Consider the following 26,597-nt stretch of genomic DNA (forward strand, 5'->3'; position numbering starts at 1 on the left):
GCTACATCGCCCGCCAGATCTACCGCGACATCATTACCTCCAGACGATCGCCTTCAACAGCCGCCACAGCCGCTTGACATCCATAGGGGCATCAAGCTGGAGTCGAGCGCTCGCCTGTACGAGAAGCAGCTACCCGAGCAGGGCAGGGGCTAACGCCCGCCACTGCTCGATCGGCTGCGGACCCGTGACCCCGGTGATGACGTTGACGGCGACGTGGTCGGCACCGGCATCAAGGTGCTCGGTGAGCTTGGCCCTGATGTCCGCTGGACTGCCCCAAGCTGCGAGGGCATCGACCATATGGTCGGGGAGTGTGGATAGATCGCTCTCGCTGAACCCCTGTCGCTTCAGCGAGTTGGCGTAGCCAGGGATCGTCGTGAAGAAACTGATGGTGTCCCGCGCGATCGCCCTGGCCCGCTCCGCGTCACTCTCCAGTACGACGAGGTGGCTGACAGCCAGGAGTTTGTCAGGGCCGAGCACCTTCCGCGCCTCGGCGGAGTACGCCGCACTGGTCAGGAACGGGTACGCGCCGGACGACCGCTCCGCGGCCAGCTTCAGCATCCTCGGACCGAGCGCCGCGAGCACCCGATGCTCCACCGGCACGTCAAGCTGGTCTAGGTACGCGTTGAGCGTGGCGATCGGCTTGGCGCCGTGCGCTCCCCCCAGACCGACGGTGAACCGTCCCGGCGCGGACGCCTCCAGCGCGGCGTACGTCGTACTCACGTCGACAGCGCTGTACTTCACGACCGCCAGGATCCCGCTGACGAACTTGATCGCCGTCGTCGCGTCCACCAGGTCGGTGATGGTCTGCAGCCCGGGCAGCGGCCCGCCGGACAGCCAGATCGCTGGATAGCCGAGCTCCTCGGCCACCCGCGCCGCCGCGATGGACTCCGCGCTGCTGTCGAGCCCGGTCGTGATCCCGAACGCTCCAAAACGATGATCCGTCACCAAACCAGTCTCGCCCCTGGCCGGCGTCAACGGCCACCCTTGTTCGCTCACAGCGTTCGCAGTGGAGCGCTCTTGATCCGCCCGGACGGCGCCCGCTGGAGGCGGAGCGCGCCGTCCCGCGGATGCGCGAGCTCGGGTGGATTTCGGGCATGCTCTCCCGATCCCGTACACTCATGGCTGGTTCCCCGCGTGGCGGTATCTCGCCCAATCCCCCCAGGGCCGGAAGGCAGCAAGGGTAAGTGAGCTCTTCCGGGTGCGCGGGGAATCCTTATGTCTGGGCCCTGTCTGGTGAGCCAGGACCTAGGCTTGGTCCTCCGAGACGTCGTCCCGAGACCGAGGAGACCGATGAACCCCGAGAGCCGCTACCTGCAGGAACTGATCATCGCGGAGCTCGGCGTGCCCGCGGCGTTCGACGTTGCCAACGAGGCCGAGCAGCGGGTCGAGTTCCTGGCCGACCGGCTCCGGCGGACCGGCGCGACGGCGTACGTGCTCGGGATCAGCGGCGGCGTCGACTCCTCCACGGCGGGCCGGCTGTGCCAGCTCGCGGTGGAGCGGGTGCGGTCGGAGGGTGGTCAGGCGACGTTCGTCGCGATGCGGCTGCCGTACGGCGTGCAGGCCGACGAGGACGACGCCCAGCGCTCACTCGAGTTCATCAGGCCGGACGAGACCCTCGAGGTGGACGTGAAGCCGGCCACCGACGCGATGGTCGAGTCGGTGCGGCATTCCGGGCTCGGTGACCGCGAGGACTTCCACGTCGGCAACATCAAGGCCCGCCAGCGGATGGTCGCGCAGTATCTCGTGGCCGGCGCGCGCGGCGGGCTGGTGGTCGGCACGGACCACGCGGCGGAGGCGGTGATGGGCTTCTTCACCAAGTACGGCGACGGCGCCTGCGACCTGACGCCGCTGTCGGGCCTGACCAAGCGCCGCGTCCGCGCGGTCGGCGAGTGGCTCGGCGCGTCACCGGAGATCACCGGCAAGATCCCGACCGCCGACCTGGAGACGAACAACCCGGGCGTGCCGGACGAGTCGGTGCTGGGCGTGACGTACGACGAGATCGACGACTTCCTCGAGGGCCGCGACGTCGACGAGTCGGCTGCCGCCAAGATCATCGCCACGCACCGCCGCACCGCTCACAAGCGCGCCGTACCGCTCGCCTTCAGCTGACGAACTCGGTCACCAGCGGTGGCGCGCTCGGCTCAGGCCGTGTGGGCCAGTTGGACCTGGCGGATGCGGTTGGCGAGGCGGGCCAGGCGGATGGTGGCAATGTTTCGGTAGGCCGGGCGGAGGACGGTCGCCAGCGGTCCGGACTGCTCGAACGTGTGAGTGACCCGGCCTTCCGCTCCGATCGTCCACGTGCCGACCTCGCGGAAACCAGGGACCTGCCAGACGATCTCGACGCGGTCCGCCTCGACCACTGTGTACTGCAGCTCGCCGGAGAAGCCCGGACGGACGCGGAGCGCGTAACGGGTCCCCGGGTTGGTCTCGCGGGGGCCGTCGATGGCGAGGAACGCCTCGTTCCACTCCGGCAGGCCGAGGGCGTCCAGCAGCACCTGCCGGATCGCTGCCTGGCCGGCGTGGATGGTCTCGGTGGCCTGTTCCATGACTAGTTCTCCTGATGGGCGAGTTCGGGACCCCGGCGGCGGGCCAGGGCGGCCCCGGTCGGGAAGGCGTCGGCGAGCGAGCGAAGGGTGCTGATCGTCTCGTCGAGCGCCTGGCCGGCGAGACGGTCGTCCATGGTGCGATGCAGCCGGTTCTCCGCGGTGATGATGCGGCGGTGCAGTGCGCGGCCTTGTGGCGTCAGGCTCAGCGTGAGGTAACGCCGGTCCACCTTGTCGATGCCGCGTTTCACCAGGCCCTGCGCGACGAGCCGGTCGACCAGCCTGCTCGGGCTGTTGCCGGTCTCGCAGACGAGCAGCCCGCCGAGGGCGTTGAGCGTCATCGGGCCGTGGTCGCGCAGCACGCGCAGAACCTCTGCCTGTGAAGGCGTGATGCCGAGCGGCCGCAGCTCCGCGGCGAGCAGGCGATTGCCCTCGCGCTGGATCGCCAGCACCAGATAGCGAAGCTCCTCGACAACCTTCATGGCAGATATATTACACGACATATATGTCGTGTCATCTATTTGCGGTGACTATTTCGTGGCTGTTGCCGGAGGCGACGATTCCGGCAGGGTTCCGGAAGAGTGCCGGAGAAAGTCCGGTTGAGGTCATGGTCAAGGTGACACCGCGGCTGGCACAGTGTCTTCATGAAGGGTCTGATGCAGAGTTACCAGCTGTCGCTCGACACGATCTTCCGTCGGGCCGAGCAGTTCTACCCGGACAAGACCGTCTACACCGGCGGCCCGGCGCCGACGAAGCTGACATACGGTGAGTGGGCCGACCGCACAAGACGCCTGGGCGGGGTCCTCGACACTCTAGGGATCAGCCCGGACGGCCGCGTCGCGACCTTCGCGTGGAACTCGGGCCGGCACCTCGAGCTGTACTTCGCTGCGCCCTGCACCGGCCGCGTGCTGCACACGCTGAACATCAGACTCTTCCCGGACCAGGTCGTCTACATCGCGAACCACGCCGAGGACGAGGTCGTGTTCGTCGACCGGTCGCTGCTGGGCCTGTTCCTGCCGCTGCTGGAGCGCTTGCCGCAGCTCCGCCACATCGTCGTGATGGACGATCTCCCGGCCGGTGCCCCGGCGGCGGAGATCCCGGACGATCCGAGGTTCCACGACTACGAGGAGTTGCTCGCCGCCGCTCAGCCGGTGGAGTTCCACGTCGAGGACGAGAACCAGGCCGCGGCGATGTGCTACACGAGCGGCACGACGGGGCACCCGAAGGGAGTCGTCTACTCCCACCGCTCGACCTGGCTGCACTCGATCGGTGTCCTGACCAACGCCGGGATCGGACTCGCCGAGACCGACACCGTGATGCCCGTCGTGCCGATGTTCCACGCCAACGCGTGGGGTCTGGCGCACGCGGCGCCGATGGCCGGGGCGTCACTCGTGTTCCCCGGGCCGGACATGAGCCCGCAGGGGATCCTGAAGCTGCTCCAGGAGCAGGAGGTGACGCTGTCTGCCGGCGTGCCGACGATCTGGCAGGGGCTGCTACCGCTGCTGGACGGCGTGGAGTTGCCGAAGCTGCGGCGCATCCCCTGCGGCGGATCCGCGGTGCCGGAGGCGCTGTCGGAGGCGTTCCGCGCCAAGCTCGGCCGGCCCATCCTCCAGGCGTGGGGCATGACGGAGACGAGCCCAGTCGCGACCGCGGCCCACGTCCCTTCACGAAACACGGACCTCCCCGAGGAGGAGCAGGCACACCTGCGGGCGCGGGCCGGCCTGCCGCTGCCCGGTGTCGAGGTGCGGATCGTCGAGCCCGGTTCGATCACCCCGCTGCCCTGGGACGACGAGGTGACCGGCGAGCTGCAGGTGCGCGGCCCGTGGATCGCAGCTGAGTACTACCGGCCCGACGACGGTGCGCAGCTGAACACCGAGGACGGGTGGATGAAGACGGGAGACGTCGCCGCGATCGACCGGTTCGGGTCGGTGCGGATCGTCGACCGGACCAAGGACCTGGTGAAGTCCGGCGGCGAGTGGATCAGCTCGGTGGAGTTGGAGAACCTGCTGATGGCGCATCCGGCGGTGAAGGAGGCCGCGGTGATCGGCGTGCCGCATCCGAAGTGGGACGAGCGACCGCTCGCCTGCGTCGTCCTGCAGGAGGGTACGAGCGCCACCAGCGAGGAGATCCTCGAGTACCTCCAGCCGCTGGTCGCGAAGTGGTGGCTGCCGGACGCCGTCGAGTTCATCGACGAGGTGCCGAAGACCTCGGTCGGCAAGTTCTCGAAGAAGGACCTCCGCACCCGCTTCGCCAACTACCACCTGGAGTAGGCAGTTGTTGCCGTGGGCATGAAGATTTCGCGCCCACGGAGACGGGTGGTCAGTCGAAGCTGCAGCCGAAGTGGTTCTGGAGGTGCTCGAGGGTCGCGTCGACGAAGGCGGTGGGCCAGACGTTGCCGGTGAGCTTGGCCAGCGCCGTGCCGCGGGCGATGAACTGACGGCAGATGTACTGGTTGGCCGCGATGATGTCGGCCGGGTCGGTGCCGGCGGCGGGGACGGATTCCAGGGCGATGCGTTGTTCGTCGGACAGGAGCGCGTTCAAGCGCTTGGCTCCGCTGGTCCGGTGTACGCCGCGCTCGGCGAGCATCAGCGCGATGAGCTGGTCGCGGACGGCGCCAACGCCCTGGTTGGCGACGATCCGCTCGTTCCGCCCGAGAACAGTGACCAGGTTGCCGAGGAAGTAGAAGAACAGGTTGACGGTGCGGTCCGGCCAGTACGGTTCGCCGGGTCGGCCGCCTTGAGGTGCGATGTCGCCCTCCGGGAACAGCCTGCCCTCCCGGTCGAACAGCACCCGCACCCCGTCGTACTGGAACCGGTCGAACGACGCCAGCGGGTGCACGATCAGATCCACGTGCAGCCAGTCCGGCGTGATGCCGAGCCCGCCGATCAGGCCCGGCAACCGATCCGCCAGCACCGTCGGCCCGGCGAGCTCCCGTAGTACGTCGGCCCAGTGCTCCTCGAACCACTCGGTGCTCTCGTCGGTCACCACGAGATGTACGTCGACGTCGCTGAACCGGTCGGCGGCGCCTGTCCCGTAGCTCCCGATCAGGTACACCCCAAGCACCCGCTCGTCGGCACGCAAGACCTCGGCCGCGCGGGCGATCACCGCCTGCTGCTGCTCGTCCCCAGTCGTCACCCGCACCACCGTAGTCGCGCGCCGGGCCCCGTGGGCGGGGAATTGTCCGCGGGCGGCGCTAGGGTTGCCGCGTGGAAGCGCCCCTTGCCTTGTATCGCCGGTACCGCCCGGAGACGTTCGCGGAGGTGATCGGGCAGGACCATGTCACGGCACCGCTACGGAACGCGTTGAGCAACAACCGGGTCAATCACGCCTACCTGTTCTCCGGGCCGCGCGGGTGTGGGAAGACCACCAGCGCGCGGATCCTCGCCCGGGCGATCAACTGTGAGAAGGGCCCGATCGCCGAGCCGTGCGGGGTGTGCAAGTCGTGCACCGACCTGGCGCGCGGCGGCCCGGGCAGCATCGACGTCATCGAGATCGACGCGGCCTCGCACGGTGGTGTGGACGACGCGCGTGACCTGCGCGAGCGGGCGTTCTTCGCGCCGGTCGAGAGCCGCTACAAGATCTACATCATCGACGAGGCGCACATGGTGACCACGCAGGGCTTCAACGCCCTGCTGAAGCTGGTCGAGGAGCCGCCGCCGCACCTCAAGTTCATCTTCGCCACCACCGAGCCCGACAAGGTGATCGGGACGATCCGGTCGCGGACGCACCACTATCCCTTCCGCCTGGTCCCGCCGAAGGTGCTCGCCGACTACATGGCGACCCTGTGCCAGTCCGAGGGCGTGGCGATCGAGCCGGCCGCGTTGCCGCTCGTGGTGCGGGCCGGCGCCGGCTCGGTGCGTGACTCGCTGAGCGTGCTCGACCAGCTGATCGGAGGGGCGGGCCCGGCCGGCGTGACGTATGAGCTGGCGGTCGCGCTGCTCGGGTTCACGCCCGACTCGCTGCTCGACGCGTGTGTTGACGGGTTCGCGGCGCATGACAGCGCGGCAGTGTTCGAGACGGTTGAGAAGGTCATCGAGACCGGCCAGGACCCGAAGCGGTTCGCCGAAGACCTGCTGCGGCGGCTGCGAGACCTCGTAGTGCTGTCCGCCATGCCGACTGCTGTGACCTCAGGTCTGATCGAGGCCGCCGAGGACCAGGCCGAGCGGCTGCAGACCCAGGCCGCCGGGATCGGTCCGGCGGAGCTGACCCGGGCCGCGGACATCGTCGCGGCCGGTCTGCTGGAGATGCGCGGCGCGACCGCGCCGCGCCTGCAACTCGAGCTCATCTGCGCGAAGGTCCTCCTCCCTGGCGCCGACGACTCCACGAACGGTATCCAGGCCCGCCTCGACCGCATGGAACGCCGTCTGGCCATCCCCAGCGGCACGCCGGACTCCGCGACGGGCGCTGTCCAGGGCACTGTCCAGGGCACTGGTACGCCGGGGCCTGGTCAGACGGGCGGCATGTCTGCTTCTGCTCACGCGGGCGGCGCGTCCGGTCTTGCTCAGGCGGGCGGTGTGCCCGGTCCTGGTCAGGCGTCTGGTGGCGTCGCTGGGACGGACTCGTACGGCGACGGGGGCGCGCCTGCTGCGGCCGCGACGAGCAGAGCGGCAGCTCGGGCCGCCGCAGGCGCAGGCAACCGCCCCGCCTCCAGTCCCGACGACACAGCATCTGCTGCCCCCACTGCGGGCTCAAGCGCTCCGGAGGCCTCAGTCGAGACCGCCGGCCCTGCGAGCCCAGCCGCGTCCGCTGGTCCGGGTAGGACTGCGGCTGGGACGGGCGATAGAGCCGGCCAGAGCAGGGACTCAGCTGCGGGCGGACCGGTTGGCGCGTCCGCCGGCGCGCGCACTGGTGCCTGGGGTGATGAACCGGCCGGCGGACCGGAGCAGCCGGGCCAGAGCGCGCAGCCAAGCGAGTCCACGCAGTCGGGTCCGGCAGGCCAGGGTGCTTCGGTGCCCGGTCAGGCGGGTGTGGCAGCCGGTGGGGGTGTCGGGCTGGCTGACATTCGGCGGTTGTGGCCCGAGGTTTTGGAGGCCGTCAAGGCGCAGCGACGGTTCGCCTGGATCATGCTTAGTCAGAACGCTCAGGTCATCGCGATCGACGACCAGACGCTGACACTCGGTCTGGTGAACGCCGGTGCTCGGGAGAGCTTCGCGCGGTCCGGCAGCGACGAGATTCTTCGCCAGGCGATGATCGACTCGATCGGCGTCAATCGTCGAGTCGAGGCGGTTGTCGACCCGTCGGCCGACCCGGGCGCAGGAGGAGGCGGCTCTGCCGGTCGCCCGGGTCCGCAGTCGGGCGGCCCTGGTCAAGCCGGCGGTCCGCAGTCCGGCGGTCGGCAGTCCGGCGGGGCCGTGGGCCTCGGCGGATCCGGCGGCCCAGGTTCGGCGGACGGTTCCGGGAGCGGTGGGGTTTCGGCGGGTGGTTCCGGGGGTGTCGGTGGGCCAGGTGCGAGCGGACCTGGCGGTCCGAGCGCAGGTGGCCCGGCGGCCGCCGCGAGCGCATCGGGCGCAGGAGATCCCGGGACGGGTGCCGGCGGGGCCGGTGGCGCTGGGGCAGATGCCGGCAGATCCGATGCGGCTGGGATGGCTGCCGGAGCGGGCGGTCACGATGGTGCGCCCGATGCCGGCGGCTCAGGTGCGGCTAGCGGGGTAGGCGGAGCGGCGGACCACGCTGCCGGCAGTGCAGCGGGCGCGGCTGGGCCCAGTGCGGGAGGTGGCGACGCAGCGGACGCGCCTGGAGCAGGTGCGCGCAGCGGTGGTGCGGCGGGATCGGCCGGAGCAGGTGCCGGCGGTGGCGCTGCAGCGGGACCGGCTGGGCGTGCTGCGGGCGGCGGCAGTGCAGCGGGCGCGGCGGGGCATGGCGCGGGCGGCGGTGCGGCGGGGCCGGCTGGGCGTGCTGCGGGCGGTGGCGGTGCGGCGGCCTCGCGTGGACGTGGTGCGGCTGGAGCGGGGGCCGCGGGCTCGGGAGCTCCGGGTGTTGGTGGGCGGACTGGGGCCTGGGATGACGGGCCCGGGGCGGCGATTGCCTTGCAGGAGCCGCCGGACGAGTACGACATACCTCCGGAAGACCCGTGGGAAGACGGGCCGATCGCGCGCCAGCAGCCTGCCGCGCAGCAAGCCGCGCCGGCCGCGCCGGCGGGACGTCAGCAGGCGGGCAGCAAGCGCCGGGCAGCGGAGGCTGCCGTCGCGGCTGAGCAGGCGCGGCAGGCGTCGGCGGCTGCGGCCGCTCCCGACGTACCGCTGACGCCTGAGGAGGAGGCCGACTCGATCGGCGAGGACGACATGGTCCTGGAAGAAGACTCGCGCTCCCATACCGACCTGCTCCGCGAAACCCTCGGCGCACAGATCATCACCGAAGAACCCAACTAGGCCCTTCAACGGTCATCCACAGCCACGCGGGCCGTGGTGGAGGTGGGGTCCACAGGATTCACAGGGGTGTGGAAAAGTATGGGGAGACTGGTCGGTTTCTAGGTGTGCGGTGGGTTGTCCGGAGGACCGGCTAGTGTTGAGGCTCCGGTGGTTGGCGGTGGGTTTCGCCGACCGGCCGGGCAGGCAGGCTCGGGGCTCGGGAGAGCGGTTCGGACGAGGAGATCGCGGTGTTCGACGGTGGCGGTGCTGGGGGCTTCGACATGTCCAACCTGCTCGCGCAGGCGCAGGCGATGCAGAACCAGCTGATGGAAGCGCAGGCCGACCTGGAAGGTCAGGAGATCGAGGGATCGGCCGGTGGCGGTCTGGTGACCGCCCTGGTGTCCGGCACGGGCGAGCTGCTCAGCCTGAACATCAAGAAGGAAGCCGTCGACCCGGATGACACCGAGACGCTGGCCGACCTGGTGGTCGCCGCGGTCCGGGACGCCTCGGAGAACGCGAAGCAGGCCGCTGCTGCCGCGATGGGACCGCTGGCCGGTGGGCTGGGCGGCGCGTTCGGTGGCGAGGGCGGCTTCCCCGGGTTCGGCGGCGGTGAGTCGTCGGCTCCCGCCGGCTTCGCTCTGCCTGAGTCGCAGACGCCGCAGATCGGTCGGACCGACGAGGACGAGAGCGCTCCGAAGACCCAAGACCCGGATGAACCAGCCGGGCCGGGCGGGGCAGCGCGGGCGAGCGGTGAGCAGGGCAGTTCGGGTGGCGTCGGGTTCGTGAACCCGGGGAGCGCGGCCGGCGAGCCCGGCCAGAACCCGGCCTGACGTGTACGAGGGGGCCGTTCAGGATCTCATCGACGAGCTGGGGCGGCTGCCCGGTGTGGGGCCGAAGTCCGCGCAGCGGATCGCGTTCCACCTGCTCGCCGCTGACGAGACCGATGTACGGCGGCTCGCGCACGTGCTCGTGCAGGTGAAGGAGAAGGTCAAGTTCTGCGAGATCTGCGGCAATGTCGCGGAGGACGTGCAGTGCCGGATCTGCCGCGACCCGCGCCGCGACCTGAGTCTGATCTGTGTGGTCGAAGAGGCCAAGGACGTGGTCGCGATCGAGCGCACCCGCGAGTTCCGCGGCCGGTACCACGTGCTCGGCGGAGCGATTTCGCCGATCGAGGGCATCGGCCCGGACGAGCTCCGGATCAAGGAGCTCATGCAGCGGCTGGCCAGCGGCGAGGTGACCGAGATCATTCTGGCCACCGACCCGAACCTCGAAGGCGAGGCGACCGCGACCTACCTGAGCCGCCTGCTGCGGCCCATGGGGTTGCGCGTCACCCGATTGGCTAGTGGACTTCCAGTAGGCGGTGACCTCGAGTACGCCGACGAGGTCACTCTCGGACGGGCATTTGAAGGGCGACGATCGATCGATGACTGAACCAACAGATATTGCGGAACGCGCTTTGGGCACCGACAGTGAGGACCTGACCGAGTTCGCCGAGCAGATCGCCGACCAGGTCCGGAGCTTCCTGATCTCGGTGCGCGACATCGCCGCGCAGCCGGACGAGGACGGGGTCGACGAGGGCCTCGCCTCGCTGCCGTACCTGCTGCTCGAGGTGAGCCAGCTGCTGCTCGCCGGCGGCCGGCTGGGCGCGTTCGAGGACTTCGTGCCGGAGGAGCGTTTCGAGAGCGACGCCGGCCCGGACCCGGACCTGGACGCGATGCGGGACCGGCTCGCGGTGCTCTTCGAGGGCCTGGACGAGTACGCCGAGGTCTTCGATCCGTACGCCGCGCCACCGGAGATCACCGTCAACCGGCTCTCCGACGACCTCACCGCGATCGCGACCGACCTGGTGCACGGCCTCGCGCACTACGAGGACGGCCGGATCGTCGAGGCGCTGTGGTGGTGGCAGTTCTCGTACGTGTCGACCTGGGGCGCCGCCGCGAGCGCAGTACTGCGGGCCATCCAGTCGCTGATCGCGCACGACCGGCTCGAGCCGGCACACGACGCGGAGACGGAGGCCACCGACCGCGAGCTGGTCGAGGTCGCCGAAGAGGTCGTGCAGCGCCGCTGACCCGATGTCGCGGGGCTGGTTGTCCACAGCTGTCCCGCAGGCCGTTGGGCGCGACCGGGTAGATCAGGTTGAATGCTGCGGTGTCGGTTTTCGAGGTGATTCGGCGGCTTCCGGAGATCGGTGCGGTCCGGCGGGTGAGCCGGGCGCTCGCGGTGCTCGACCTGGTGCTGAACGATGACCAGGACATCCTCAACTTCTACTCCTTCGACGCGCGGTGGTCGCCGACGGAGGAGGCCGCGTTGATGCGGGACGGGTCGGGGAACGGGTACTCGATCGTGTTCTCGCCGGACGGGGCGTTCGCATACGGGTTCGACCACGAGTCGCCGATGTCGCCGTGGAGCACGGGAAGGCTCTGGCCGGGCTTGGTGGACGGTGTGCCGGAGGTCTTCCACTCGGCGCGGGACGACAAGGCGTTCGCCGAACCGAACGGAGTGCCGCAGGCAACAGTGTGTTTCTGGCGTACGACGGAGGACTTGGCCTGGCGATGCGGCCCGGTGCAGAACGTGGAGTCCGACGGCGCGGACTGGTTGTTCGAGCTCGTCGCGGACGGCCGGCCCGAGGCGTACCTGACCTTCGCCGAGGACTACTACGAGCGCGCGCTGGACCTCGAGGCCGTCCGGCACGTGTATGCCCTGATGCCGCTGACGGAGTACGTCGTCACGTCGCTCAACCGTGAGCGGCGATTGACCGATCTCAAGGAAGGGATCGCCGAGATCGGTTACCCGCGGTCCTGACCCGCGTTAGCGTGACGCCCGATGACAACGCCTGCGCAGGATCCGGCCGCGGTCGGGCCGTTCGCGATCCAGGGCCGACTCGGCCGTGGGGCGATGGGTGCGGTGTACCTCGCGCGTTCGCCCGGCGGGCGGCTGGTCGCGGTGAAGGTGGTGCGCGACGAACTCGCCGACGACGCGGGGTTCCGGGCGCGGTTCGCGCGTGAGATCGACGCGGCGCGGCGGGTCAGCGGTGCGTTCACGGCGGCGGTCGTCGACGCGGATCCGGCGGCGGCGCGGCCCTGGCTGGCGACCGAGTACCTCCCGGGACCCACGCTGCAGAAGGCGATCGAGGACTCCGGGCCGTTGCCGCCGGACGCGGTGCGGTCGCTGGCGAGCGGACTGGCCGAGGCGCTGGCGGCGATCCACGCGAGCGGTCTCGTGCATCGCGATCTCAAACCGTCGAACATCGTACTGAGCGGCAACGGGCCGCGGGTGATCGACTTCGGGATCGCGCGGGCGCTGGAGGAGGCGAGCCTGACCGCGACCGGGATGGTGATCGGCACCCCCGGGTACCTGTCGCCGGAGCAGATCACCGGCGCCGGGGTCGGGCCGGCGAGTGACGTTTTCGCGCTCGGCGCGGTGCTGGTGTTCGCTGCGTCGGGCCGAGGCCCGTTCGCGACCGGAAGTCCGGCGTCGCTGCTCCACCGGATCGTCAACGAGCAACCGCACATCCCACCGCTCCCCGCCCCGCTGCACGACGTCGTACGCCGCTGCCTCACCCGCACCCCCGCCGAACGCCCGACCCCGGCCGACGTCCTACGCACCCTCGGCCCCGCCTCCCCGCCCACCACCCCGCCGCCGCCGACGCTCCCTCTGACGGCCGTCCTCCCGCCGCCGACCAAGCTCCTGCCCCCGACGGGGGCCGCTCCCTCGCCACCCGCCCGAACTCCGTCCGTCCCGCAGTCGTTTGCGCCAACGCCGCCCGCCTCGGAGCCGTTTGCGCCGATGCCGCCCGCTCCGGAGTCGCCCGCTCCGGCGCCATCCGCCCGGCGGCCGTCCGCCTCGGTGCCTTCCGCCCCGGCACCCGCCTCGGAGTCACCCGCCTCGGAGCCGTTTGCGCCGATGCCGTCCGCTCCGATGCCCTCCGCGCCGGCGCCGTCCGCGCCAACGCCGTTTGCGCCGATGCCGTCCGCGCCAACGCCGTTCGCACCGGCGCCGATCGGTCCGGCGCCGATCGGTCCGGCGCCGTTCGGTCCCGCTTCCTTCGCGCCGACGGCGTCCGCTTCGTCGGCGGCTCAGCCGGCGGGTGCGACCTTCGCGACGAGCCGGATGCGGCCGGGTGTCTTCGCCGCACTCGCCACCATCGGCTGGCTCGTGTTCATCCCCGCCGACCCGCAGGTGAAAGCCATCCACCCGGTCCTCTCGACGCTGTCCGCCCTGATCTCCCTCACCTTCCTGTACGTCGCCGTACGGCACTGGATCCTCGTGCTCCGGCCGAAGGTCGTGCTGCGCCTGTCACCGGACGGCCTGTCGGTCACCCGCCGGCGTCGGCACGCCACCGTCCCGTGGTCCGGCATCACCCGGCTGCGCGTCGGCGGTGACATGAAGCGCCCGTGGCTGGACGCCTGGCTCGAGCTGCCGTACCAGCGCCAGCTCCCAGTCGATCGTCGTCACAACGGCGGTCTGCGCATCTACCCGATCGCCCACGGCGCGTCCCAGAACAGCCGCCGAACGCAGGTCAACGAACTCCGCGCCGCCCTCAACTGGTACGCCGCCCGCATCCACGACACGTCCTACTAGGCCCGTCCGGTCATCCATCGCCTACTGCGCGGCACTCGGCACCACCTCACTACGGCGCTGGATCACTAGTCGGGCAGCATCGGCATCTCGAGGCCCTGGGACTTGCCGAGCAGGATGCCGCGGGTGATGGCGTTGGTGCCGAACTTGTCCTTGACCTGATCGAGCGCGTTGTCGAGCTCGTTGTTGGCGGCCTTGTCGAACGGGAGGGCCAGTTGCAGGGCGGCCTCGTTCTCCAGGTTGCCGACCGAGATGCCGATCATGGTGAGGCCCTGCGCCGTGATCAGCGGCTGTGCCGTGCGCAGCAGCGCGCGGGCGGTGACCAGGATCGCCCGCGTCTGATCTGTTGCTTGAGGCAACGTATGTGACCGGGTGGCGCGGGTGAAGTCGTCGAATCGCAGCCGCAACGTCACCGTCCGGCCGGAGCGCCCGGCGGATCGCATCCGCCGGGTGACGCGGTCGACGAGACCCGCGAGCACGGCGTCCAGCGTCGCGGGTGACTTCGGGGAACGGCCCAGCGCCCGTTGGGACCCGATCGAGCGCCGCCGGCGGCCGACCTCGATCGGCCGCGGGTCCCGGTTGTGCGCGAGCGCGTGCAGGTGCCGCCCGGACGCCCGGCCGAGCATCGCGATCAGCGCCGCCTCGGGCAGCATCGCGACGTCGCCGACCTTGGTCAGCCCGCGGTTCCGCAGCTTCTCCGCCGTCACCTCGCCGACACCCCACAGCCGCGAAACGTCCAGCGGATGCAGGAAGTCCAGCTCGCGGTCCGGTGCGACCTCGAGCAGGCCGTTCGGCTTGGCGACGCCGCTCGCGACCTTCGCCAGGAATTTCGTGCGCGCCACGCCGACGGTGATCGGCAGCCCGACCCGCGACAGCACCTCGGCGCGCAACCTCGCCGCGATCTCCACCGGCGTGCCGCGGATCTTGCGCAATCCTCCGACGTCGAGGAACGCCTCGTCGATCGACAGCCCCTCGACCAGCGGCGTGGTGTCCTCGAAGACCTTGAACACGGCCTTGCTGGCCTCGGAGTACGCCGACATCCTCGGCTCGACCACGATCGCGCCCGGGCAGCGGCGCAGGGCCTGCCCGCCGTTCATCGCGGTCCGGACGCCGAAGGCCTTGGCCTCGTAGCTGCAGGCGAGCACGACGCCGGCGCCGACGATCACCGGGCGGCCGCGCAGGCGCGGGTCGTCGCGCTGCTCGACCGACGCGTAGAACGCGTCCAGGTCGGCATGCAGGATGGTGGCCCCGCCGGACGACGACACGAACACATGTTCGCATAGACCGCGGACAAAACAGATAGGGAGAATTCCCGACGCGGCAGACATCGATGTCAGGAAAGAATGAGCCCCATGGACCTGACCGCGTACCGCGACCTCTGGAAGACCCAGGGCGTGATGGCGTTGCTCGCCTCCGCCTTGATCGCGCGGTTGCCGGTGCTGGCGACGATGGTCCCGCTCGCCTTCCTGGCCAAGGACGCCGCCGGCAACTTCGGCTGGGCCGGCGTGGTGGCAGGCGCCTACTCGATCGGTACCGCGGTCGCGAGCGTCGTCTGGTCCCGGATGGCGGACCGCAAGGGCGCGCGCAAGGTCGTGATCGGCACCGGGATGGCCTGGGGCGCGTCGATGGCCGTCGTCGCGTTACTGCCGTACAGCTGGTACCGGCTGCTGCCGGTCGCCGCGGTCGTCGCGGGCGTCTGCGTGGCGCCGGTCACCTCGGCGCTGCGGGCCAACTGGCCGCGGATCGTGCACGGCTCGCGGCTCCGGGCGGTCTACTCGCTGGACGCGACCGCGCAGGAGTTGCTGTTCGTCATCGGCCCGATGTCCGGCGCGGTGATCGTCAGCTTCGCCAGTCCCCGCGCGGGCCTGCTGGCCTGTGCCGTCACAGCGGCCGCGAGTATCTGGTGGTTCGGGCTGAACCAGCGCCCGGGCGTCCACCACGACGAGAACGCCGAGCCGCGGCCGACCGCGCGGCAACTCCTGTTCCACCAGCACCGTACGGCGTTGCTGGTCGCCTGGGCGTGCCTCGTGATGGGGTTCGCCGCGATGTCGCTCGGCATGGTCGCGGTCGCCGACCAGCACGGGAACCGCCTGATCGCGGGCGTCCTCGAGATGGTCGCCGCGATCGGCAGCGTGACCGGCGGCATCGTCAACGGCGCCCTGCCCGGCGGCCGGGAGTCGTACGTCTGGCGGCGGATGCTGTCCCTCACGGTCCTCGTCACGGCCTGTGTCTTCGTGACGTCGTCCGTGGTCGCGCTGGCGATCATGATGTTCGCGGCCGGCTGCCTGATCGCGCCGACGATCGCGGCCGTGTACGAGCGCATCGGTGAGTTGACGCCGAACTCCGCGCACACCGAGATCTTCGGCTGGGCGCAGAGCGGCGGCATGGTCGGCTCCGCGGTCGGCTCGGCCGTCGCGGGGGCCGTGGTGGAGGCGTTCGGCGTGCGCTACGCGTGGGTCCTGGCGGCCGGTCTCGGTGTGCTCGCGACCTTGTCCTTGCTCCGCGTTCCGCCCCACCGGCCGGTGGACACCAGTGCCGTCGAGGGTGCGGCGGTCGCGGCGTAACGCATGCGGTAGTTCACCTCGAGGACGCCGCCGTCGCGGGCGCACATCGAGATCAGGTGCAGGTGCCGCCGGTCGAGGATCATGCCCCGGCCCGCGGCGACCGGGTGGATCAGCAGGGAGATCTCGTCGATCAGGCGCCACCGCAGCAGCGAGCGCACCAGCATCAGGCTGCCGATCAACTGCAGGTCCTCGCCCGGAACGGACTTCAGTGCGGTCAGCACCCGGCGCGTGTCGCCCTGCAGCATCTCGGTGTCCGCGCGGGCGACGACGGGGTGTGATCCGATCACGAGGTTCCGGGTGTGCTCGAGACCGCCGAGCGTACCGGCGTACCGCTCGAAGGTACGGCGGCCGAACAGCAGCGTCCCGCCTGACGGCAACAGCTGTCCCAGGGCCGGTTGTGCCAGCCACTGCTCCGGCCGCTCGACGACGCCGTCCTCGGACATGCACAACCTGGCCACGATGTTTCGCATACCAGGTCAGATGCAGCCGGTGCCGCGAAGGTTATGTCCGGCGGCCGCGCTGCAGCTCGGTCTCGAGCGCGTCGAGCCGGTTGGTCCAGAACCCGCGGTACCGGTCGAGCCAGCTGTCGATCTCGCGCAGCGGCTCGGGGTCCACGGCGTACAGCCTGCGGGTCCCGTCGACGGTCACGGTGGCGAAGCCGTTGTCGCGCAGCACCCGCAGATGCTGTGAGACGGCCGGCTGGCTGATGCCGAACTCGGCGCCGATCGTCCCGGCGATGCTGCCCGCCGGGAGCTCGCCGTCGGCCAGCAGCTCCAGGATCCGGCGCCGGACCGGATCGCCGAGGATGTCGAACGCGTGCACCGGGCAAGTATTTCAGTGATGACTTATATGAACAAGTGGCCGGACGGTTTCCGGCCTTGGCCGACCCCGGCCGGGGAACCTTCCGGCCGGGGTCGCGATCGGCCGGACGGCCGGCCCGGGTGCTGGTCAGGTGCTGGTCAGGCGGTAGGCAACGGTCAGGTCACGGCTAGAATGAGGCGATCGACTACGCCTGGTGCAACGCCGCACGGCGTACCGCAACCAGTGGTTTGAGGAGAAACACTGTGGGACGCGTCGTACACAAGTACGGCGGTTCTTCGGTCGCCGACGCCGATTGCATCAAGCGCGTGGCCCAACGGATCGTCGCGACGAAGAAGGCCGGGAACGACGTGGTGGTCGTCATCTCAGCGATGGGAGACACCACCGACGAACTGATGGACCTGGCCCAGCAGGTCTCTCCGCTGCCGCCGCCGCGCGAGCTCGACATGCTGCTCACCTCGGGTGAGCGGATCTCGGCCGCGCTGCTGGCGATGGCGATCGCGAACCTCGGCTACGAGGCACGCAGCTTCACCGGCTCGCAGGCCGGCGTGATCACCACGTCCGCGCACGGCAACGCGCGGATCATCGACATCACGCCGGGCCGGATCGAGGAGGCGCTCGGCGAGGGCCACATCGCGATCGTGGCCGGGTTCCAGGGCGTCGCGCAGGACACCAAGGACATCACCACGATGGGCCGTGGCGCCTCCGACACCACCGCGGTCGCGCTGGCCGCCGCGTTGCAGGCCGACTACTGCGAGATCTACACCGACGTGGACGGCATCTTCACCGCGGACCCGCGGATCGTGCCGGCCGCCAAGCAGATCTCGAGGATCTCCTACGAGGAGATGCTCGAGATGGCCGCCTGCGGCGCCAAGGTGCTGCACCTGCGCTGCGTCGAGTACGCGCGCCGTTACAACGTCCCCGTCCACGTGCGTTCCTCCTTCTCGCAGAAGGAAGGCACCTGGGTCGTCGATGCGAAGGAACTGGATCAGATGGAACAGGCGATCATCTCCGGCGTGGCCCACGACCGCGGCGAGGCCAAGATCACGGTGGTCGGCGTGCCCGACAAGCCGGGTGAGGCGGCCCGGATCTTCGAGACGGTCGCCGGTGCCGACACGAACATCGACATGATCGTGCAGAACGTGTCGGCGGTCGCCACCAACCGGACCGACATCTCGTTCACGCTGCCGCGCGCCGACGGCGCCCGGGCGATGTCCGCGCTGGCGCGGATGAAGGACGAGGTGGGCTACGAGCAGTTGCTGTACGACGACCAGATCGGAAAGGTCTCCGTCGTCGGAGTCGGAATGCGCTCGCACCCGGGCGTTTCCGCGAAGTTCTTCTCCGCGCTCGCCGACGCCGGCGTGAACATCGAGATGATCTCCACCTCGGAGATCCGGATCTCGGTGGTCGTGGACGAGAACCTGGTGGACGCCGCCGTGACCGCGGCGCACACCGCATTCGATCTGGACGACGAGCACACCCAGGCTGTCGTGTACGGAGGAACTGGACGGTGACCCCTGTGAGCGCTGTGGAGAACACGATCGAGGACCGGAAGGGCCTGCCTTCCCTGGCGGTGGTCGGTGCGACCGGGGCCGTCGGGACGGTGATGCTGACCCTGCTCTCGACCAGGCAGAACGTCTGGGGAGAGATCCGGCTGATCGCCTCCGAGCGCTCCGCGGGCAAGCTGTTGCAGGTCCGCGGCGAGGAGGTCGAGGTGATCGCGCTCAGCGAGGACGCCTTCGACGGGATCGACGTCGCGATGTTCGACGTACCGGACGAGGTGTCGGCGCACTGGGCGCCGATCGCGGCCGCCAAGGGCGCTGTCGTGGTGGACAACTCGGGCGCGTTCCGGATGGACCCGGACGTGCCGCTGGTGGTCCCGGAGGTGAACGCCGAGGCGGCCCGGAACCGGCCGAAGGGCATCATCTCCAACCCGAACTGCACGACGCTGTCGATGATCGTCGCGATGGGCGCGCTGCACCACCGCTACGAGCTCGAACAGCTCGTGGTGGCGTCGTACCAGGCCGCGTCCGGTGCCGGGCAGTCCGGGATCGACGCGCTCTACGACCAGCTCACCAAGGTCGCCGGGAATCGCGAGCTGGGCAGCACGCCTGGTGACGTGCGGCGGCTGGTCGGCAACGACCTCGGTCCGTTCCCGGCTCCGCTGGCGCTGAACGTCGTACCGTGGGCCGGATCGCTCAAGGACGACGGCTGGTCGTCGGAGGAGCTGAAGGTCCGCAACGAGTCCCGCAAGATCCTCGGCCTGCCGGACCTGAAGGTGTCCGCGACCTGTGTGCGGGTCCCGGTCGTCACGACGCACTCGCTGTCGGTGCACGCCCGGTTCGTCCAGGAGGTCGACGCCGACGGCGCCCGTGAGGTCCTGCGGGATGCCCCCGGCGTGCTGCTCTTCGACAACCCGGCCGAGGGCGAGTTCCCGACGCCGGCCGATGTCGTCGGCACCGACCCGACCTGGGTCGGGCGGGTCCGCAAGTCGCTCGACGACCCGAACGCGCTGGAGCTGTTCGTGTGCGGCGACAACCTGCGTAAGGGCGCGGCGCTGAACACCGCCCAGATCGCCGAGGTCGTCGCCAAGGAGTTCATCCCGGCCGAGGCCTGACCGCGCCCGGCCCCTCACGCCTGACGACGTCTCAGGGGTCAACCCCGTAGTTGGTGGGTTCGGCCGCCGGAAACCCGGGGGTCAACCCACGCGCTGCGGGGTTGACCCCTGAGACGGGAACAGCTGCGGGGCTGGGGTTACAGCCAGTTTTCGCGGGCGGCGTGGAGGGCCAGTTGGAAGCGGGTGCTGGCGCCGGTGCGGTTCATGAGGCGCTCCAGGTACCGGAAGAAGGTGCGGCGGCTGATGCCCAGCGTGCGGGCGATCGTGTCGTCCGCGGCGCCGGTGGCCAGCAGGGCGAGCAGGCGGCGCTCGATCGGCTCCAGGCGGTCGTCCTCCGCGCCGACCGACGCGTGCAGCGGCAGCGCGTTGCGCCAGCACAGCTCGAACATGCCGATCAGGGCGGTCAGCAGGCTGCTCGGCCGGATGATCAGCAGCGACCGGTTCACGTCGGTGTCGCGCGCCGACATCGACACGAACGCGATCGAGCCGTCGATGATCGTCAGCTTCGCCGGTACGTCGGGCAGTACCCGCGCCTGCTCACCCGCCTCCACGCACGGGAGGATGTTCTCGGTCAGGTAGCCGGGCACCTCGACCGACTCCGGCGAGTACACGACCCGGTACGAGACGCCCCGCTTGAGCTGGTCGATCTCCTCCTGGTTCGGGCCGCCGATGTAGTACGGCGGGGAGTCGATCGCCAGGATCTCGCGCTGGACGCCGCCCTTGATCTGGTGGATCCGCTCGACGATCGCGCTGCCGGTGACCACCTCGATCAGGTGCGTCGTCGACTCGTTGTGCACGGTCCGGCGGAACTCGTCGTACGCGTTCAGGACCTCGATCCGGGCCTGCTTGAGCTCGGACTCGCGGCGCAGCGTCATCGCCTCCAGACCCGCGTCCGGCGGGACCGGCAGGTACCGGGAGTGGTCCGAGCCGGACCGACGGGCCAGGCCGGCCTGCACGAGTCCGCCGAGGGCGGAGTCGATCGAACGCTCCCGGTCGGGAACCGCGTCGTCCAGCTCGGTGATCGACGACGGGCCGGTCCGCAGCAGATGCTGGTAGACCCTGATCTCGTCGTCGTTGAGCCCGAGCACCCTCAGATGACCGACACGCTCCGTGTCCGCTGCGCTCACAACGCCGCCCTCCCTTCCGACTGCTGTCACCGTCCGCAACCGCCCCTCCAGCGTAGACGGGGCGTTCCAGCGCCGTCGGCACGGTCCGTGTCGACGCGTAAACACGCAGCGATATTTGTTGTCCTGTCAGCATTCTTGTGCCGTGTCACCATCTGGCCACCATTTCCGCGCAGTCGTGAGCGAGAATTGAGGTCCAGCAGCCCGGCGACGGACCACCTGAGCGCCGCCGGGCTGCTGTTCCAATTCTGGCCCGAGTTGGCTGTCCCGTCAGCGGAGCCTGTTTCGGTTGGGTCTCGATCCCGGCGCATCGGTGCCCTCGCACTTCCGTGCCATCACCCGCTGTGCCGGAGGGTGTACAAACTGTGGCATCTCCAATCGTGAGGCCGATGAGGAGGAGTGCCCGATGCGACCGGTTCCGCCGTGTACCGCCGCCCCTCGCGTCGTGGCTGCCGTCCCCAGCGCCCGGGTTTCCCGGCGTGCGCTGTCCTTCTCCGGTCTCCGGTCCGCCCCCACACCTGCTGCGCGCACCTGCCGGCGTACGCAGCAGCTCTGGGGACGGACTGAAGGGCTTCCCTCCCGGCAAGGCCTAGGTGCGATGACCGCCGCCCTGGTCATCGTGCCGATCGATCCGGACGTGTCCGCATCCGCCCACCGCGGGCACCGGACCGGATCGACGGTGGAACCCCGGGAGGTGCCGACGGGAACTCCGTGGATGGTGAGGCTGTCCATGGGGAGGGCGGACGTGCTGTTGCGTGACACGTCCGCCGCCGGAGGGCACTTCCTGGGGTCTCATCGGTGACCTTTCTGTCCTGGTGGGACAGGTCACGCCAACCTGGCGCGGGTGGCTGGCGTCGTACATCGTGAATTGACGGCGATCTGACCAAAGAGGGTCCCGCCGAGACCTCTTGCCTGGAAGGCGTTTTGGTCGTCGCTGGCTGTCAAATGTATATTCCGGATAACGATCGGCGAAGGACGACGCAGGTGTTGTGGACGCAGCGGGGTACGACGTTTGGTAGCCGTCCGTACGTCGTTGCTCACTAAGGAGGACCGCTGTGTCGTCGGCGTCCGTGCCGATCCGCTACTCTGCTTCCCGGTCCGCGTGGCACGTCGCCGTACCCCGGGCGGCAACCGCCGAAACCCAGGTGATCGGCCAGTGTGGATCCAACTTTCCGGCAGAGAGAGGCATCGCCTGAATGAACGCGACTAGCGTCGACGAGGAGTTCAACCCGTCGGTGCACGTGTACGAACCACACAAGGTCGGACTGCCGGCACTGCGCCCGTACTTCAAGGCGCTGTGGCAGCGGCGGGAGTTCGCGGCGGAGATGTCCCGGACGAACATCCGGGCGGCCAACACGAACACCTTCTTCGGACAGGTGTGGCTGGTCCTGAACCCGCTGCTGCTGGCCGCGGTGTACTACCTGCTGGTCGACATCATCGCCGGCGGCAGTGCCAAGGTGGACGCGGCCGAGCGGTTCGCGCACATGTGCGGCGGTCTCTTCGCTTTCTATTACTTCTCCGGTGCGATGACGGCCGGTGCGGCGAGCGTGGTCGGCGGCGGCAAGCTGCTGATGAACATGTCGTTCCCGCGGATGCTGCTGCCGCTGTCGGCGGTCAGGACGGCGTTCTTCCGCTTCCTGCCGACCCTCGCGGTGTACCTGATCATCCACGTCGCGATGCGGCAGCCGCTGAAGTGGCAGATGCTGCTGGCCCCGGCGTTCCTGATCATGCTGACGGTGTTCGCCGCCGGCATGGGCATGATCTTCGCGGCCCTGCAGGTCTACTTCCGCGACACCACCAGCTTCCTGCCGTACTTCGTGCGGATCTGGCTGTACCTGTCGCCGGTGCTGTGGTTCGCCGAGCAGGCCCCGGCGAAGTTCAAGGGCTTCATCCAGTACAACCCGCTCTACTCGCTGATCGGCGGCTGGACCGACCTGCTGGTCCGCGGCGACATCCCGAAGTGGCAGATGTGGGCCGGTGCCGGGTTCTGGGCGCTGCTGGCCTTCGTGGTCGGCTCGTTGTTCTTCATGTCGAGGGAGCGTGAGTTCGTTGTCCGTCTCTGAGACCGAGAAGAAGCCCATGCAGAAGACCCCGACGGGCATTCCGGCCGTCAAGGTGCAGGACGTCTCGATCACCTACCGGACCACGTTCGAGCGGGTGCCGACGTTCAAGAGCGCGATCGTGCGGCTCGGCCGCGGCGAGCGCGCGGTGCGCGAGGTCAAGGCCGTCCAGAACGTGTCCTTCGACGTCGACCACGGCACCACGATCGGCATCATCGGCGCGAACGGCGCCGGCAAGTCGACGCTGATGCGGTCGATCGCCGGCATCCTGCCGCCGACGTCGGGCCGGATCGAGGTGCACGGCCGGGTGTCCACGCTGCTGGCCCTGGGCGTCGGCTTCAACGCCGCACTGTCCGGCCGGGAGAACGTCGTGCTCGGCGGTCTCGCGTCCGGTCTGAGCCGCAAGGAGATCGAGGCGAAGTACGAGGAGATCGCCGACTTCGCCGAGCTCGGCGACTTCATGGAGATGCCGATGCGGACGTACTCGTCCGGCATGTTCAGCCGGCTGGCGTTCTCCGTCGCGGTGCACATGGACCCCGACATCCTGCTGATCGACGAGGCGCTGTCCGCCGGCGACGCGTCGTTCAAGACCAAGGCCGCGGCGAAGATGACCGAGCTGGTCACCAACAGCCGGACCATGTTCCTGGTCAGCCACGCGATGAGCAGCGTCCGCGAGCTGTGCAACGACTGCATCTGGCTGCACAAGGGCAAGCTGATGATGCGCGGCGAGCCCAACGAGGTCATCCAGGCCTACACGAAGTTCCTGCAGGTCGGCGAAGCAGAAGCTGTCTCACTCGAGGACCTCTGACCAATGTCACGCAGCACCGCGCCGGACGTGGGGATCATCACGACCGGCCACGACGTGGCCGATGCGCGCCTGCACAAGATCACCGCGGCCCTGCAGCACCGCGACCTCACGGTCGAGCTGTGGGGCCTCGGTGATGCCGAGGGCGGACCGGCCGGCGCGGTCGTGCACGCCGGGCCGCGCGGCAACATGGTGCAGCGGCTGGCGCGGACCGCCGTACTGCCCTGGCGGACCAAGGCCAAGGTGGTGATGACGGTCGACCCGGACATGATCCCGGTCACCCGCCTGGTCACCACGATGCGGCGGCGCAAGTTCGTCGTCGACGTGCACGAGGACTACGAGCGGCTGCTCGCCGATCGCGCCTGGGCGCAGGGCCCGGCCGGGCTGCCGGCCCGGCTGATCGTCCGCGCCGGGTCGAAGCTCGCCGCGGGCGCCGATCTCACGGTGGTCGCCGACTCGCACCTCGCGCCGCACCAGGCGAAGCACCGCCTGGTGGTGCAGAACCTCCCGGACCACGGCTTCCTGGCCCCGTCCCCGCCGATCGGCACGCCGCGCGCAGTGTACGTCGGGGACCTGCGCGCCAGCCGGGGTCTGTTCGACATGGTCGAGACCGTCGCCGCGGCGCCGGAGTGGTCTCTCGACCTGGTCGGCCCGGTCGCGCAGGCGGACCGGGACCGGCTCGAGGCCCGGATCACGCAGCCCGACCTGGACGGCCGGGTCCGGCTGCACGGGCGCCAGCCGCCCGCCGATGCCTGGCGGATCGCGCACGGCGCCTGGACGGGCCTGGCGATGCTGCAACCGACTCCGGCGTTCGTGGAAGCGATGCCGTCCAAGATCTACGAGTACCTCGCCAGCGGCCTTCCCGTGCTGTCCACCCGGCTGCCCCGGCAGTCGAAGGTGATCGAGGAGTCCGGTGGCGGAGTACTGGTGGACTCGGTGGCGGAGGCGTCCGAGACCCTGCGGCGCTGGTCCGCGGATCCCGGGGAGCTGGAGAAGCTGCGCGACCACGCGCTGCAATGGGCGGCCGACCATCTGCCCACGAACACGCCCTATGACGACCTGGCCGACGCGATTCTCAATCTCTTAAGAGGAACTGCATGACCGACCGCCCACACCTGTTGTACGTCGCCTGGGGCTTCCCGCCCTGCCGTGGCGGCGGTGTCTACCGGGCCCTGGCCACGGCCAACCGGTTCGCCGCGCTCGGCTGGAAGGTGACCGTGCTGACGGCCGACCGCGACACGTTCTTCCGCTTCACCGGCGCGGACCTGACCCTCGAGGAGCGGGTCGACCCGTCCGTCGAGGTCGTCCGGGTCCCGTTCGAATGGCCGATCCTCGAGGCCGACCTGCGCAAGTGGTCCAAGCGCCGGGCGCAGAACCCGAAGCTGTGGAGCAAGTGGCGCACCAAGCAGGACCAGATCCCGTTCCCGGAGAGCGGGTACGGGCCCTGGCGCTCGGTGATCGAGAAGGCCGCCGAGCAGATCCACAAGGCGCACAAGGTCGACCTCACGGTCGCCACCGCGAACCCGCACGTCGCGTTCACCGCGGCGTACCACCTGCACAAGAAGTTCCAGGTGCCGTACGTCATGGACTACCGCGACGCCTGGCTGCTGGACGTCTTCACCGGCGACCGGCTGCACGAGCCGAACAGTCGTGCGGCCAAGTGGGAGAAGAAGCTCGTCGAGTCCGCTCGCGAGGTCTGGTTCGTCAACGACCCGATCAAGGACTGGCACGAGAAGCTCTACCCGGCGCACGCCGGCAAGATGCACACCGTCGCCAACGGCTTCGACCCGGACCTAGTGCCGGACACCCAGGACCGCGGCGCGGTCACCGACCGGCCGCTCGTCTTCGGGTACGTCGGCACGGTGTCGCCGAAGGTGCCGCTCACGGAGTTCGTGCAGGGCTGGCAGCTCGCCAAGGAGCAGTCCGAGGAGCTCGCCGGCGCCAAGGCGAAGATCCACGGCTACCTCGGGTACTACGCGCAGCCGCGGGCCGACATGCTCGCGACGATCAACGGCGCCGCCGACGCCGGTGTCAGCTACGAGGGCCCGGTCGGCAAGGCCGAGATCGCCAAGGCGTACGACGAGTTCGACGTGCAGTTGCTGATGCTGGGCAAGGGGCGGTACGTGACCAGCGGCAAGGTGTTCGAGTACCTCGCGACCGGGCTGCCGGTGGTGTCGGTGCACGACCCGGAGAACGCCGCCTCCGACGTCCTGCGGGGGCACCCGCTGTGGTTCCCGGTCGCGGACGTGACGCCGGAGGCGATCGCGGCGGCGCTGATCGAGGCGGCGCACGCGGCGCGGACCGCGGACGAGGGGATCCGGGCGAAGGCGCGCGAGTTCGGTGCGTCGTACCGGCGGGACCTGCAGCTGGATCCGCGGATCGAGTCGCTCGCCGCGAGTGTGAAGGGAGCAGTCGCATGAGCAACGTCGTCCTGCTGTCGACGCGGCGGCTGCCGCCGACGTACTTCGACCAGGTCCGCGAGGACCTCGGCGACCAGAACATCACCATCGACGTCGTCGGCTGGGTCGCGCCGTCGGCGTGGGTGGCCGACAAGGTCAACACGTTCACGCTGATCGGCCCCGGCCGGATGCCGGCCCAGCCGGCCCCCGAGCCCGAGCCGGCCGCGGAGCCGACCGACGCCGCCCCGGACGCCGTCATCGCGCCGGAAGCAGTCGCAGCCCCCGAGGCCGTCGTCGCCGACGAGGCCGAGGTCGCCCCGGCCGCCGCCGAGGTCGCCGCCGCCGGCGCGGCGTCCACCACGCCTCCGCCTGCTGCGGCGAAGCCGCGGCCGACCGGGGCCAAGCGGGTGGTGAAGGCTGTCGAGTGGCGGGCCCGGAGGGCGCGCAAGGTGGCGGGCCGGATGTTGCCGAAGGCAATCAAGACCTCCGCGCCGGTGAAGTTCCTGAGCGGGAACCGCGCCAACAAGGATCTCGGCAAGACCTACTGGGAGCGGGTGCTCAGCCGTCGCGACGTGCTGGCGACCATCGACCAGGCCGACGTCGTGATCGCACTGGACGCCGGCGCGATCTGGGCCGGCTGGAACCTCGGCCAGCGCAAGGCCAGCACCCCGGTGGTGCTGGGTCTGCCGGCCGCCCGCCGCGAGCTCGACATGATGAAGGCCCCGACTACGTAATGGGTGA

General features: G+C 69.9%; 24 protein-coding genes and 1 other RNA gene. 17 read left to right on the top strand and 8 right to left on the bottom strand.

Features of this window, described 5'->3' with window-relative positions:
• Positions 1-129 precede the first annotated feature (129 nt).
• Positions 130-945 carry a TIGR03620 family F420-dependent LLM class oxidoreductase gene (locus ABZX12_RS41455; RefSeq protein ID WP_355700974.1) on the bottom strand — a complete coding sequence of 272 codons (816 nt, stop codon included), beginning with the start codon at positions 943-945 and terminating at the stop codon, positions 130-132.
• Positions 946-1,121: 176 nt separating this feature from the next.
• Here ABZX12_RS41455 and ffs point away from each other — a divergent pair.
• Both ffs and nadE read left to right on the top strand, forming a co-directional pair.
• An RNA gene (gene ffs, locus ABZX12_RS41460) (signal recognition particle sRNA small type) lies at positions 1,122-1,218 on the top strand.
• Between the two features lie 72 nt (positions 1,219-1,290).
• Positions 1,291-2,109: an ammonia-dependent NAD(+) synthetase gene (nadE, locus tag ABZX12_RS41465; RefSeq protein ID WP_355700975.1), complete on the top strand. Its 819-nt coding sequence runs from the start codon at positions 1,291-1,293 to the stop codon at positions 2,107-2,109.
• Positions 2,110-2,141: 32 nt separating this feature from the next.
• Here the strand turns inward: nadE and ABZX12_RS41470 are convergent, their stop codons facing one another.
• Together ABZX12_RS41470 and ABZX12_RS41475 are read right to left on the bottom strand one after the other, a co-directional pair.
• Positions 2,142-2,546 carry an SRPBCC family protein gene (locus ABZX12_RS41470; protein ID WP_355700976.1) on the bottom strand — a complete coding sequence of 135 codons (405 nt, stop codon included), beginning with the start codon at positions 2,544-2,546 and terminating at the stop codon, positions 2,142-2,144.
• Positions 2,547-2,548: 2 nt separating this feature from the next.
• Entirely contained in the window at positions 2,549-3,025 is a 477-nt protein-coding gene (locus ABZX12_RS41475) for a MarR family transcriptional regulator (RefSeq protein WP_355700977.1), read from the bottom strand.
• A 162-nt stretch (positions 3,026-3,187) separates the two neighbouring features.
• Between ABZX12_RS41475 and ABZX12_RS41480 the strand changes: the two genes are divergently transcribed.
• Positions 3,188-4,813 (top strand): long-chain fatty acid--CoA ligase, encoded by a 1,626-nt coding sequence (locus ABZX12_RS41480; RefSeq protein WP_355700978.1) that lies wholly within the window; start codon positions 3,188-3,190, stop codon positions 4,811-4,813.
• Between the two features lie 49 nt (positions 4,814-4,862).
• On the opposite strand, the gene ABZX12_RS41485 is transcribed toward ABZX12_RS41480, so the two are convergent.
• Positions 4,863-5,678: a nucleotidyltransferase domain-containing protein gene (locus tag ABZX12_RS41485; protein ID WP_355700979.1), complete on the bottom strand. Its 816-nt coding sequence runs from the start codon at positions 5,676-5,678 to the stop codon at positions 4,863-4,865.
• A gap of 71 nt (positions 5,679-5,749) precedes the next feature.
• Here ABZX12_RS41485 and ABZX12_RS41490 point away from each other — a divergent pair, with 71 nt between their 5' ends.
• From ABZX12_RS41490 to ABZX12_RS41515, 6 genes are all read left to right on the top strand, one after another.
• Entirely contained in the window at positions 5,750-8,911 is a 3,162-nt protein-coding gene (locus ABZX12_RS41490; protein WP_355700980.1) for a DNA polymerase III subunit gamma and tau, read from the top strand.
• 227 nt (positions 8,912-9,138) lie between these two features.
• Positions 9,139-9,720: a YbaB/EbfC family nucleoid-associated protein gene (locus ABZX12_RS41495; protein ID WP_355700981.1), complete on the top strand. Its 582-nt coding sequence runs from the start codon at positions 9,139-9,141 to the stop codon at positions 9,718-9,720.
• Position 9,721: 1 nt separating this feature from the next.
• Positions 9,722-10,321, top strand: coding sequence for a recombination mediator RecR (recR, locus tag ABZX12_RS41500; protein ID WP_355700982.1), 600 nt, complete (start codon positions 9,722-9,724; stop codon positions 10,319-10,321).
• Entirely contained in the window at positions 10,314-10,958 is a 645-nt protein-coding gene (locus tag ABZX12_RS41505; RefSeq protein ID WP_355700983.1) for a DUF5063 domain-containing protein, read from the top strand. Before recR ends, ABZX12_RS41505 begins: the two co-directional genes overlap by 8 nt.
• An 80-nt stretch (positions 10,959-11,038) precedes the next feature.
• Positions 11,039-11,692: a hypothetical protein gene (locus tag ABZX12_RS41510; protein ID WP_355700984.1), complete on the top strand. Its 654-nt coding sequence runs from the start codon at positions 11,039-11,041 to the stop codon at positions 11,690-11,692.
• A 21-nt stretch (positions 11,693-11,713) separates the two neighbouring features.
• Complete coding sequence (locus tag ABZX12_RS41515) at positions 11,714-13,471, top strand: protein kinase (protein WP_355700985.1); 1,758 nt, start codon at positions 11,714-11,716, stop codon at positions 13,469-13,471.
• A gap of 65 nt (positions 13,472-13,536) precedes the next feature.
• On the opposite strand, the gene dinB is transcribed toward ABZX12_RS41515, so the two are convergent.
• Entirely contained in the window at positions 13,537-14,733 is a 1,197-nt protein-coding gene (dinB, locus tag ABZX12_RS41520; RefSeq protein WP_355700986.1) for a DNA polymerase IV, read from the bottom strand.
• An 87-nt stretch (positions 14,734-14,820) separates the two neighbouring features.
• Here dinB and ABZX12_RS41525 point away from each other — a divergent pair, with 87 nt between their 5' ends.
• Positions 14,821-16,032 (top strand): MFS transporter, encoded by a 1,212-nt coding sequence (locus ABZX12_RS41525; protein ID WP_355700987.1) that lies wholly within the window; start codon positions 14,821-14,823, stop codon positions 16,030-16,032.
• Here ABZX12_RS41525 and ABZX12_RS41530 read toward each other — a convergent pair.
• A complete protein-coding gene (locus ABZX12_RS41530) occupies positions 15,915-16,475 on the bottom strand; it encodes a dihydrofolate reductase family protein (RefSeq protein ID WP_355700988.1) in 561 nt (186 codons plus the stop codon). The two genes, ABZX12_RS41525 and ABZX12_RS41530, sit on opposite strands and share 118 nt — an antisense overlap.
• 58 nt (positions 16,476-16,533) lie before the next feature.
• Positions 16,534-16,854: a metalloregulator ArsR/SmtB family transcription factor gene (locus tag ABZX12_RS41535; protein ID WP_355700989.1), complete on the bottom strand. Its 321-nt coding sequence runs from the start codon at positions 16,852-16,854 to the stop codon at positions 16,534-16,536.
• A 242-nt stretch (positions 16,855-17,096) separates the two neighbouring features.
• Between ABZX12_RS41535 and ABZX12_RS41540 the strand changes: the two genes are divergently transcribed.
• Both ABZX12_RS41540 and ABZX12_RS41545 read left to right on the top strand, forming a co-directional pair.
• Positions 17,097-18,365 carry an aspartate kinase gene (locus tag ABZX12_RS41540; protein WP_355700990.1) on the top strand — a complete coding sequence of 423 codons (1,269 nt, stop codon included), beginning with the start codon at positions 17,097-17,099 and terminating at the stop codon, positions 18,363-18,365.
• A gap of 5 nt (positions 18,366-18,370) precedes the next feature.
• Complete coding sequence (locus ABZX12_RS41545) at positions 18,371-19,468, top strand: aspartate-semialdehyde dehydrogenase (RefSeq protein WP_355700991.1); 1,098 nt, start codon at positions 18,371-18,373, stop codon at positions 19,466-19,468.
• A gap of 137 nt (positions 19,469-19,605) precedes the next feature.
• Here the strand turns inward: ABZX12_RS41545 and ABZX12_RS41550 are convergent, their stop codons facing one another.
• Complete coding sequence (locus ABZX12_RS41550; RefSeq protein ID WP_355700992.1) at positions 19,606-20,595, bottom strand: helix-turn-helix domain-containing protein; 990 nt, start codon at positions 20,593-20,595, stop codon at positions 19,606-19,608.
• A gap of 1,193 nt (positions 20,596-21,788) precedes the next feature.
• Between ABZX12_RS41550 and ABZX12_RS41555 the strand changes: the two genes are divergently transcribed.
• From ABZX12_RS41555 to ABZX12_RS41575, 5 genes are read left to right on the top strand one after another with little or no spacing between them, the layout of a single operon-like run.
• Positions 21,789-22,655, top strand: a complete 867-nt coding sequence (locus ABZX12_RS41555; protein ID WP_355700993.1) for an ABC transporter permease — start codon at positions 21,789-21,791, stop codon at positions 22,653-22,655.
• A 16-nt stretch (positions 22,656-22,671) separates the two neighbouring features.
• Complete coding sequence (locus ABZX12_RS41560) at positions 22,672-23,460, top strand: ABC transporter ATP-binding protein (protein WP_355700994.1); 789 nt, start codon at positions 22,672-22,674, stop codon at positions 23,458-23,460.
• Between the two features lie 3 nt (positions 23,461-23,463).
• Positions 23,464-24,558, top strand: a complete 1,095-nt coding sequence (locus ABZX12_RS41565) for a glycosyltransferase (protein WP_355700995.1) — start codon at positions 23,464-23,466, stop codon at positions 24,556-24,558.
• On the top strand, positions 24,555-25,877 hold the full coding sequence (locus ABZX12_RS41570; protein WP_355700996.1) for a glycosyltransferase: 1,323 nt from the start codon (positions 24,555-24,557) through the stop codon (positions 25,875-25,877). Before ABZX12_RS41565 ends, ABZX12_RS41570 begins: the two co-directional genes overlap by 4 nt.
• Positions 25,874-26,590 carry a hypothetical protein gene (locus tag ABZX12_RS41575; protein WP_355700997.1) on the top strand — a complete coding sequence of 239 codons (717 nt, stop codon included), beginning with the start codon at positions 25,874-25,876 and terminating at the stop codon, positions 26,588-26,590. The genes ABZX12_RS41570 and ABZX12_RS41575 overlap by 4 nt, the downstream gene beginning before the upstream one ends.
• Positions 26,591-26,597: the final 7 nt, after the last annotated feature.

The sequence above is a fragment of the Kribbella sp. NPDC003505 genome (assembly GCF_040610875.1).
GTDB lineage: Bacteria > Actinomycetota > Actinomycetes > Propionibacteriales > Kribbellaceae > Kribbella.